The 10,518-nt window shown below is 59.2% G+C and carries 9 protein-coding genes and 1 pseudogene; 4 read left to right on the top strand and 6 right to left on the bottom strand.

What is annotated here, in order from left to right; genetic code table 11:
* Window positions 1-92: 92 nt before the first annotated feature.
* Window positions 93-356 (top strand): annotated as a pseudogene (locus tag AC5DC2_RS12350) (IS21 family transposase); the annotation flags it as partial.
* An 83-nt stretch (window positions 357-439) separates the two neighbouring features.
* On the opposite strand, the gene soxR reads toward AC5DC2_RS12350, so the two are convergent.
* Complete coding sequence (gene soxR / locus AC5DC2_RS12345; protein WP_024707260.1) at window positions 440-871, bottom strand: redox-sensitive transcriptional activator SoxR; 432 nt, start codon at window positions 869-871, stop codon at window positions 440-442.
* Between the two features lie 138 nt (window positions 872-1,009).
* Between soxR and AC5DC2_RS12340 the strand changes: the two genes are divergently transcribed.
* Both AC5DC2_RS12340 and AC5DC2_RS12335 read left to right on the top strand, forming a co-directional pair.
* Complete coding sequence (locus AC5DC2_RS12340) at window positions 1,010-2,335, top strand: MFS transporter (protein ID WP_491698680.1); 1,326 nt, start codon at window positions 1,010-1,012, stop codon at window positions 2,333-2,335.
* 1,103 nt (window positions 2,336-3,438) lie between these two features.
* Window positions 3,439-4,365 (top strand): LysR substrate-binding domain-containing protein, encoded by a 927-nt coding sequence (locus AC5DC2_RS12335; protein ID WP_491698679.1) that lies wholly within the window; start codon window positions 3,439-3,441, stop codon window positions 4,363-4,365.
* Here AC5DC2_RS12335 and AC5DC2_RS12330 read toward each other — a convergent pair.
* From AC5DC2_RS12330 to AC5DC2_RS12315, 4 genes are read right to left on the bottom strand one after another with little or no spacing between them, the layout of a single operon-like run.
* Window positions 4,356-4,949, bottom strand: a complete 594-nt coding sequence (locus tag AC5DC2_RS12330; RefSeq protein ID WP_491698678.1) for a peptidylprolyl isomerase — start codon at window positions 4,947-4,949, stop codon at window positions 4,356-4,358. The genes AC5DC2_RS12335 and AC5DC2_RS12330 overlap by 10 nt on opposite strands.
* Window positions 4,950-4,991: 42 nt before the next feature.
* Window positions 4,992-6,296 (bottom strand): TRAP transporter large permease, encoded by a 1,305-nt coding sequence (locus AC5DC2_RS12325; RefSeq protein ID WP_491698677.1) that lies wholly within the window; start codon window positions 6,294-6,296, stop codon window positions 4,992-4,994.
* Window positions 6,297-6,316: 20 nt separating this feature from the next.
* Window positions 6,317-6,874 carry a TRAP transporter small permease gene (locus AC5DC2_RS12320; protein WP_491698676.1) on the bottom strand — a complete coding sequence of 186 codons (558 nt, stop codon included), beginning with the start codon at window positions 6,872-6,874 and terminating at the stop codon, window positions 6,317-6,319.
* Window positions 6,874-7,857, bottom strand: a complete 984-nt coding sequence (locus tag AC5DC2_RS12315; RefSeq protein ID WP_491698675.1) for a TRAP transporter substrate-binding protein — start codon at window positions 7,855-7,857, stop codon at window positions 6,874-6,876. Before AC5DC2_RS12315 ends, AC5DC2_RS12320 begins: the two co-directional genes overlap by 1 nt.
* 476 nt (window positions 7,858-8,333) lie before the next feature.
* On the opposite strand from AC5DC2_RS12315, the gene AC5DC2_RS12310 reads away from it, so the two are divergent.
* A complete protein-coding gene (locus AC5DC2_RS12310) occupies window positions 8,334-9,434 on the top strand; it encodes an alpha/beta hydrolase family protein (RefSeq protein ID WP_491698674.1) in 1,101 nt (366 codons plus the stop codon).
* Between the two features lie 31 nt (window positions 9,435-9,465).
* Here AC5DC2_RS12310 and dinB read toward each other — a convergent pair.
* Window positions 9,466-10,518: DNA polymerase IV (gene dinB, locus AC5DC2_RS12305; RefSeq protein WP_491698673.1), on the bottom strand; the 1,053-nt coding region annotated here is incomplete at its 5' end.

The raw sequence follows: 10,518 nt of genomic DNA, 5'->3' as shown, positions 1-10,518 counted from the left end.
AGATCATCGTCGCTCCTCATTTGTGGCGTCCGTGGGTTTTGAGCGGGCCCCTCGTCGTCGCCATCCGTCAGTCATTCGCCGATAAGGGCTAGGTCGAGCGGCCTTTCCATTATATCCGAGAGGACTTCTTCCTGGCCCGCTCGTTTCGCTATCTCGACGATCTGAGCGCCCAGTTGCGGCACTGGCTGGGCACTGTCGCCAGTCCGAGAAAGCATGCCACGACCCTTCGCGTCGTCAACGAAGCCTTTGCCGAGTAGCGGCCGCACCTGCGGCCGTTACCGCTGGCACCGTTCAAATCCGTTCTCAAGCTTGAGCGCCGTGTGTCGCGGGAAGGCATGGTCAGGGTCGGAGGCAATACCTAAGCGAGCACGAAAGCGTCATCGCGGCCAAGTGGCGATGCCGCGGTTCAGCCGCCGGCGCCATCCAACCCACGCTGACCTCAGTCCAGCAGGACCGGTCCGGCGCCGGCTTTCCTCAGGACATCATTGGGATTGCGCAGCGGGCATTGCTTCATCGACAAGCACCCGCATCCGATACAGCCCTGCATCTCGTCCCGAAGCTGGATGAGTGAGTTGATGCGTTCTGTCAGCCGATCGGCCCAATGTGCGGACATCCGGCGCCATTCCTGCGCATTCGGAGCTCGGTCCTCCGGCAGGGAGGACATCGTCTCCTTGATCTCCGCAAGGGTAATGCCAGCCCTCTGGGCTATCCGGATGATTGCGACATGCCTCAGAAGGCCACGCGGATATCGCCGCTGGTTGCCGGCAGTGCGGCGCGCCGCGATCAGACCCATCTTCTCGTAGAAATGAAGGGTCGAGATTGAAACGCCCGAGCGCTTTGCCATTTCGCCGACCGTCAGTTCGTTCTTCATCTAGCGCGACCTCAAACCTGAATATCACTTCGGCTATTACTTGAATAAGATCTCTTAAATGTCATTTGAAAAATTTACGAAAATTAGCTTGACCTGAACCCTACTTGAGGTTGGACAAGCCAGCCTGCCGTCACAGAGATGACGGGAGCGCGCGTCAGCGGCAAACCGGAGAATGCCCTCAGCACCAACCGGAACGGACCGCCGCGCGATCCTCTTCAGTCCATGAACAGGTTGAAAATGTCCTCAAGCTCTGCATCCGATTCGTCGTCGCCCATCATTGACAGCAAAACGACAGACGCAAATTGGGCGGCGGTCTTCGCACTCGCCTTCGGCCTTTTCGGCCTCATCACCACCGAACTCCTTCCCATCGGACTGATACCTGCGATGGCATCAGACCTGGGCGTTAGCGATGGCGCCGCCGGCCAGGCAATCACCGCCACAGCCCTCATAGCCGCCATAGCGGGCCCCCTCCTCGTGCTCGGCTCGGGCCGTCTCGACCGGCGAAAGATAGTCTGGATGCTCGGTCTCTTCTTCCTCGCCTCAGCACTCCTGAGCACCCTGGCGACGAACCTGCCTCTGTTGCTTGCAGCACGTGCCTTGCTGGGCGTTTCGCTGGGGGGCGCCTGGGCGATGGTGATCGCGCTCGCAATGCGGCTCGTGCCCCCGTCTAAGGTTCCCCGTGCCATTGCCGTCATTTTTACCGGCGTCTCCATCGCGAACGTCATTGCCGCCCCGCTCGGTGCCTGGCTGAGTGATCTTCTGAGCTGGCGTACAACCTTTGCGATATCGGTGAGCCTCGCTCTCGTCGCCCTGATCAGTCAGTTGGCTACGATGCCCAGGCTTTCCACAATAGCTCCCCCCAGTCTTTCATCATTCCGCAGCGTGCTGGCAAAACCCGCTGTGCTGATCGGTCTAGCGACCACATTCCTAGTCATCTGCGGGAATACGGCAGCGATTGCCTTCCTGCGAACCTTTCTGGAAAGCGGCCTGCAGATCAACGCGCAGACGGTCCCCCTCGTTCTGCTGACATTCGGTCTGGCTGGCTTCTTCGGAAACTTGGTCGGCGGGGCGTTGTCATCCCGCAGTCCCGCTCTTGCAGCCGGTGGCGGGGCGCTGGCGATCGCATGTGCAACGACCGCTCTGGCCAGCCAGGGGCAGGCTCCCGCCGCCATATTCGCCGCAATGGCGATCTGGGGGCTCGGTTTCGGGGCCTTCCCGGTCGCCATATCCAGCTGGAACGCCCAGGCCGCTCCGGATCAGGCCGAAAGCGCCGGAGCGATTCTGTCGATGGGTTTCCAGGTCGCTATCGCCGGTGGCGGGGTACTGGGTGGCATCCTGATTGAAAGACTTGGCATGTCCGCCCCTCTCCAAAGCGCCGGAATCGTAGCCATAATAGGCGCAGCAGTCATGTTGCTGATCGGGCGGCCAGACGAATGTCGGCGTACCGCAAGTCAGGCTTCCTGAGACAATCGATCGCGGCATCAAGGTACAGCATCTTGCGTGACATCGTTTTTTGCCATTGGCTAATCCTGGACGCGAGTGATGCTATCTCACCCATCCTCGTCCCAGCCAAATGGGGCATGAACAGAATGTCGTTCTGCATCGGCTCCTTGCTCGCGCTCAAAACACCTGCGAAGAAAGCTCCGCCCTGACAGACGACGGGAATCGATCGAACTTGAGGATATTGAGATGGGAGCGTCGCGAACCGCGCCCGCCGCGTTGCCGGAAACGCGAGCCCCAGCGCGAACTCGAGAACGCCGCTCGTGAGTCTTCTGATCGCCAGTCCCCTTTTGTTCAAAATCATTCGATGACGGACAGTGTGTAAGCCGACGACTTCTTCTCGCTCCGCGACGCCCGGGCTTTCTGGTCCGAATCGATGCGAATGCCAGCCGCACAAAACTGCGAGCAGGTCCAAGCTCACCGCCGACCTCGGCAGTCCGGTTTATCTTCCCAGGCAGCTTCGCCGATGAGGCGGACCCAGAACGGCGGCTTGCCGTCGGTAGATCCCTAGAACCGGACCGTGAGCAAACGGCCCTATTTCTGACGATCCGGAGGCCCCTTCCGACGGCTGTCGCTGGCTACAACACCTTCCAAAAAAGCGGGCGCTCGAACCACATGGACTGAATGCCTGACCTGGGCGGAATGTGGAGTGGCTGCCTCTGCCTGCGATCACGCAGAATCAGTCATCGCGGGGTTTTGACGTCGATTCCATTTATACCGTAGAATGGCGTATTGCGTGGTGCGATAGTGGACTGATTTCCGAGGTTGTTGTTCTGGAACGTCGCATCTCTTACAACAACCGGCCTTCCATTCCCATACCAACCTTTTCGTAGAACTGCCGCGAGAGGCATTCTGATCCTCAAGATACGGCCAAGGTGACACTACCATCAACGTTGGTGGTGGCCAATGGCTGAGAACAAGGCTAAGTTCGAAAGCTGTGACTGGACTAGAGCAGTTCGCAGCCAGATGGAAACATCTGACGTCCGCGAAAATGCGTCAAAATAAATAGGTTGATCGTTTACGCGTTTCCATGAAAGGCGGAAACGATCTAGGACAATTGGTGCCAGATGGAAATCAAGATGCGGCAGCTCGAAGCCTTCAGAGCTGTCGTGAAATTAACTTCCGTAAGCGGGGCGGCACGCGCGCTCGGACTGTCGCAGCCGACGGTCAGCAATCTGATCACCTCGCTCGAGGCCGATCTCGGCGTTCAACTGTTCCAGCGGGTCAAGAAGCGGCTGGTGCCGACGACAGAGGGGCTATCCTTTTTCGACGAAGTTGACCGCACCTTCAGTTCGATCGAGCGGCTGACAAATGCCGCCGGACGGCTGACGACCCCCTCATCTGCCTGGCTGCAAGTGGTGCTGCCACAATCTTTTGTGGTCAGTATTATCCCCGAAGCCCTGCGCATCCTGCATCGAAGCAATCCCGGCATCGGCGTTACGCTTGAATATCTGCCATCGAAGGAGGCGGTGGAACTTGTCGCATCCGGCGAGTGGAATTTCGGTATCGCGCGCATGCCGATTTCCAACCGCGCGATCGAAGCGCGGACGATCTTGCAGAGCGCCTATGTCTGTGTCCTGCCGGAGGGGCACCCGCTTTGCAGCCGAGAGCGGATCACGCCGCGCGATCTGGCCGGCGAGCCGCTGGTCTTGCAGTCGCGCCGTCACGAGGCGCGTTTCACAATCGAAGAAGCCTTCCGGAAGGCAGGCGTGAGGCCGACAAGCGTCGTTGAGACCGGAGCGCTGACAGGGTCCTGCGCCCTGACATCGGCGGGTATAGGCATCTCGATCCTCGATGCCATCCTGCTCGAGGGCTATCCGGACAAAAGCCTCACTGTGCGACCCTTCGACCCGGCCATTACCAATCAGTTCGCGTTGCTGCGCGAGAAGACGGCGGACCTGTCACCGGAGGCCACGGCCTTCTTCGAGGCGATCATGACCGCCACCAGGGCTATGGCTAATGCCTCTCGGAACTGGTTGACAATCTATCCGTGAAACACTTTCCGCCTGACCGAGCGAATCGGATAGGGGTGCATCATCCATGTGATCGGTTCGGCGAGTCCGTAAAGCCTGTCGAGGACTTCGAAACCGGAAACAATCTGCGCGAAGGCTGCGAAGCCGCGTCCATCGGGATTGCGCTTGCCGCCGAAATCGAAATATGGCGCATCCTCGACACAGAAGAAGAAATGCGGGCCGGAAAGCCCGGCGGAATCCCGGCCCATCGAGACCGTTCCGCGTTTGTGGCGAAGGCCGGTGATTTCGGTCGTCTCGAGTGGGACCGGAGGAAACGGTAGGTTTTCCGGCGCGTCCATAGGGTCCCATCCGCGCCCGAGCGCCGGATCGTATCGAGCCTTCTCGGGTCGCCAACCCCATTGGACGGCGCGGCTGTCGCAGGACCGTTCCGGCCGGTCGTTCTCCGGCGTCACGATGCGAAACACGGATGACCCGTCAAGCAGGCCTTTATCGCAATAGGCAAGAAAGTTACGGGCCGTGTGTGGGGCTTGATCCGGATAAAGCTCGATCTCGATTGCGCCGAAGTCACAGATGAATTCGACAATCGGGGTAGATACCTTGGCCATTTCGGTCTGTGGTGTCCTGGTAGATAAAGCGTTTCAATCGGCCTAAAGCAGGCTTGGAAGCCAGAGAGCGATAATCGGAAACAGCGTGAGAATGAGCGTGCCGAAGCACATCAGAAGGAAGAACGGCAGTGCATCGAGCGTCACGCGGTTGATTGCCCGACCGGTCAACCCTTGCAGTATGAAAAGGTTGAGCCCGATGGGAGGCGTCAGGGCGCTCAATTCGATCATGATGATCAAGAATACCCCGAACCAGATCGGATCGAAGCCTGCCGCGACGACCACCGGCAGCACGATTGGCACCGTCATCACGGTAATTGACGTTCCGTCGAGAAACATGCCCATGACAATATAGAGCAGCGCCAGCACGAACAGAAGCATGTAAGGCGAGAACGCTGCCTGAGAAAACCAGATTTTGATCTCCTCCGGCAGGTTCATGTAGGCGAGACAGGCCGACAGCAGCGAGGATGTCGCGATCAGCACGCACAGCATGGTCGAAACCCGGACCGCGTTCAGCAGCGTCTCCAGCAACATTCTGCGCGAAAGCTGGCGGCCGATCCCGGCGATCACCATGGCGATTGCTAGTCCGACCGCCGCGGCCTCCGAAGGCGTTGCAAGGCCCGAATAGATCGAACCGAGCACCACCACCATCACCAGTGTGATCGGCATCAGGTCACGCATGGATGCGAACAGAATACGCATGGTCATGCGGTCCGCCGCGTCCTCAGGCTTGTGTCTGGAAATCGCGCTTCGTAAAGCGATGTAGCCGGAAAACAATCCAGCCATCATCAGTCCCGGCAGCACGCCGGCGGCAAACAAACGGGTGATCGAGACCTCGGCTAGAACGCCATAGACGATCATTGCAATCGAAGGCGGAATTAGCAACCCGAAACTGCCGGCGCCGGCCAGAGAGCCGACCGAAAGCGAGGTGTTGTAGCCCCGGCGCGTGAGTTCGGGAATGGTGATCTTGCCGACGGTCGCAGTCGTGGCAGTGCCGGATCCTGAGATCGCCGCAAACACCGTGCACCCGAGGACATTGGTGTGGATAAGGCCGCCGGGTATCCGCGCGACCAGCGGTGAAAGCCCGCGGAAAAGACGCTGCGAAAGATCTGTGCGCAAGATGATCTCGCCCATCCAGAGGAAGATCGGGACGGCCGCCAGCTCCCACGAGACCGCCTTGTTGGCGACGACCTTGGATGCGATCGCGCCGATTCGGTCGGGCGAAAAGCCGAGGCCGAGATAAAGCGAGGCGATGCTGACGATCAGGAGAGCGGAGAATATCCAGATTCCAGCGCCGAGCGTCACGATAAGGAGCCCAAGGAGGAGAACGGTTGCGGCCAGAGTGGTCATCTTGACTTTCGCGGTTTAGATCAGAGTGAGAGGCTGGTCTCGCTGCTTTCAGACAGCACCACAAGACGCAGGAGCCTCACCAGAAGCTGCAGCGCCAGCAGGATCAGGCCGATGAGAAAGACCAATGCCGGAATCCAGAGCGGAACGGGAACGTAATCGCCGCTGAGCGTTCCGCGACGGATGAGCTTTCCCACCGTCTCCCATTGATAGCTCAGTACGAAAAGCACTGCGGCGAGACTGAGCACAACGCCGAAGAACTCGGCAACCTTGCGTGCCAACCCCGGAAGCCGGGCGACGAGTACGCTCACGCGCAGCATGCTGCCCTGCTCCAGAACCCAGGGCATCGAGAGAAATGTCACGGCCGCAACCGCATAGGCAACCCAGGAATCGGTGACGTGCGTTGAAAGCGAAAAGGCACGCAGCCCAATCTCGAGCAGGATCAGTCCCGTCATTAACACAACGAGGGTGACTGCGACGTAGGCGGCTGTCAGATTGGCCCTTTGCGACACGGCAGCGATGAACCGCAGCCAGGCCGGCCCTTTCGGGCCAGCCGGTTTAAACGTTTCAACGGCGCTCATCAGGACTTCGCGGACCTGAACGCGTCAAGGATGGCCTGACCGCGATCGCCGGTGGCTTCGACCCAGTTCTGCACCACCGGATCGGCTGCCTGCTGCAGGAAGTCGAACATGTCCTGGGGCACGGCATCGGCGTGGGTGACGGTCATGCCGTTGTCGTCCATGACCTCATAGGCACGGTCGATCGAGGCGCGCATCAGGTCCCAGTTGTATTTGTCGCACTCGGCACAGATCTGCTCGAGTGCAGCCCTGTCTTCGTCCGACAGTGCGTCATAGTCGTCCTTGTGGACGTGGGCGACCGACAGTGCCATGGCGTAATTGAGCTCGGTGAAGTCGCTGACGTAATCCCAAAGCGTCAGCTTTTCGGCGCTTTCGCCCGACGTCAGCAGCGCATCGATGCCGCCGGTGGAAAGCTGCGGCGTCAGATCAGACCAGGCGATCTGCAGCGGCGCGGCCCCGGCAGCGGCGAGCGTGCGCGTCGAATTGGCGTCATAGCTGCGGATCCTGAGGCCTTTCAGCGCATCCGGGCTGGTGATCGGCATCTTGGCGTGGATACCGCTCGGCGGACTCGGCACGGCCCACAGCAACACCTGGTCATAATCCGCGAACACCTTTGCATATTCGGGTTTTGCAATTTGCCATAGCAACAACGCCTCGTCCGGCGTCTGTGCGACAAAGGGCAGCGAACTCAGCTCGAACAGCGGATCGACACCGCCGAGCTGGGTCAGAACGGTGACAGCGGACTGAACGGCGCGATCCTCGACCGCGTCGAACTGTTCAGCGGATTTATAGCCCAGCGTGCCACCACCGTGATATTGTACAGCAAGACGATCGCCGAGACGCTCGCTGACCAGCTTGGCGAAATTTATCGCGGCCTTGCCGCTGAGATTGGCCTCGGTATATTCGTCAGCCATATCCCAGCGAATGGTATCGGCGGCAAAAGCAAATTTGTGAAGTCCGCCCCCCATGACGGCGCCAGTAGTCATCAACGTTGTTTTCAGAAATGTGCGGCGGTCTTGTTTCATGTTTTCCCCGTCTGCTGCGTTTGATTGCCGCAAGCCAGCACAGCCAGCGACATTGATATTCGTCAGAGCATTGGCGAGACGGCGCTGGAGCGTCAATTATTTATTTTCCGAATGTTTTGAGAGGTTTTTCAGGTCTGGGCGCTGACTGCGGAGGGAATAGGCTATCCCAACTCCCTCATATTCCGATAGAGAAACGCGAACGATCATCAACGCCGACTATCATCTTATAGGTAAAATAAATAATTGAATTATCTGAATAAACTTTCTTTTTTCGTGGGAAGTGCAATTCAACGGAGAGACTGCGGTGCCAGATAGCTTCTTGAGGCGCCAGTAAATCCTTGCAGAGGGGTTTTTAGTCAAATTCTTCAGTCCGCAGAGCGCCGCTGCCGTACCCGCCACGCAAGCAATCCCAAGTTCAGCGAATATAGGTCGTTCGAATGCTCAAATCGCCCACCCCCTTCACCTTCTCGCTCGCCGGACGTTCGACCTTTGCGCCTTCCGGTCTGCACAGCCGAATGATCGAGGAGGCACCCCGCAAGCTCTCCTTCGAACATGCCGGAAGCGATCCCGACTGGGCCGAAACGCTCCGCGCCAAGCTTATCGAGCTTCTCGGGATGCCGGACGAGCGGCCCGCAGGCAGCGTGGTGACGGCTGTCGGTGAACGCGTCGACTGTGGCACGCATGACCGACAGGAATTTATTTTCGAGGCGGAGCCGGGTGCCGAAGTCCCTTGCGTGCTGCTGCTGCCGAAAAATGCCAAAGGCCCGTTGCCGGTGATGATCTGTCTGCAGGGACACACCACAGGCATGCATATCTCGCTCGGTGAGGTGGTGCATGACTGCGACGTCGAGCACATCGGCGGCGACCGAGATTTCGCGATCCAGGCCGTGAACCATGGCTATGCCGCCATCGCAATGGAGCAGCGCGCCTTCGGAATTCGCGGCGACGATCGCGCCGATTGCTGCAGGCGCACTCTGGACCTGCCGATCAATGACGATAACCGGACGTGCAAGCATCCGGCGATGACGGCACTGCTTTTGGGACGTACCCTAATCGGCGAGAGGGTGTTCGACGTCATCAGGGCCTGCGATGCGGTGGCCGAGTTCGAGGTTCTCGATCCCGAGCGCATTCATGTCATGGGCAATTCCGGTGGAGGAACGATCGCCTGGTATGCCGCCGCTCTCGAGCCGCGGCTGAAGGGTATCATTGCCGCGTCCTGCTTTGGCACAGTCGCCCGAAGCATCGGCGCTATCGATCACTGCACCGACAATTATATTCCCGGTATGCTCGAATGGTTCGACTTCCCGGATATCGCTGCCGCCATCCACGACGCCAAAGTACTGATCGTCATGGGCCGTAACGACCCTCTTTTCCCGTATGAAGGCGTGCAGGAGGCGTTTGCAAGGGCAGAGGTCATTTTCGAACACTTGGGAAAGGCTGGCGCAATCGATCTTGTCATTGGAGAGGGTGGACACAGGTTTTACGCAGACTTAGCCTGGCCCGCTTTCGCCGCATTGCCCGCGTCAAGATCACCGTGAAACGGGACTGTTCGCTTTCCTGACCTGCTTCTCATAGCAAACTCATCTGTGTATTCCCTACCCTGTCTGAGCATTCGCCCAGCGAAGAAAGCGTGACCCCGAGGAGGCGAATTCCTTTCTGGGTAGGAAACAACTCGGTCAGAAATGCCGTGGCAATCTCGCCAATCTCACCCGCGCTTCGAATATTGAGCCCAACCGTCCGGCTCCGCGTAATCTGCTGGAAATCAGCGTACTTCACCTTCAGAGTGACGGTCCGCCCGCTGATCCGCTTGTTCTCGGCGTGGTGCCAGACCTTCTCGGCAAGCGGGATCAGCTCCGCCTTCGCTGCCTCCAACTCGAATATATCGGCAGCAAACGTGTCTTCCGCGCCGATCGATTTGCGCGGCCGATCGGGCTGAACCGGCCGCTCGTCGATCCCCCGCGAGATTCGGTAGTACCAGCTCCCCGACTTGCCGAAATTATCACGCAGGAAGGCGAGTGACTTCTCGCGCAAGTCGGCGCCAGTTACGATCCCGAGCCGTTGCATCTTCTCGGCAGTCGCTGGCCCGACTCCGTGGAATTTCTTGACGGCGAGGTCGGCAACAAAGGCCGGCCCCATCTTCGGCGTGATCACGGCCTGACCGTTCGGCTTGTTGAGGTCGCTCGCCATCTTTGCGAGGAACTTGCAGTAGGAGATTCCAGCAGACGCATTGAGGCCGGTTGCCTCCTTGATGCGGGCGCGGATGATCGTCGCGATTTCGGTTGCGAACGCGATGCCCTGCTTGTTCTCGGTCACGTCAAGATAGGCCTCATCGAGCGAAAGCGGCTCGATGAGATCTGTATGCTCGGCGAATATTTGATGGATCTGCGCCGAGACTGATCGGTAGACGTCGAAACGCGGCTTCACGAACACCAGGTCGGGACAGCGGTGCTTAGCGGTCACGGAGGGGAGCGCGGATCGCACACCAAACGCCCGCGCCTCATAGCTGGCCGCCGCGACGACACCTCTGGCCGCCGATCCTCCAACCGCGACCGGCTTGCCACGCAGTTCGGGATTGTCTCGCTGCTCGACAGAGGCATAGAAGGCATCCATGTCGACATGGAT

The sequence above is a fragment of the Martelella sp. genome (assembly GCF_984369615.1).
This window is presented reverse-complemented; position numbering and strand designations above follow the sequence as displayed.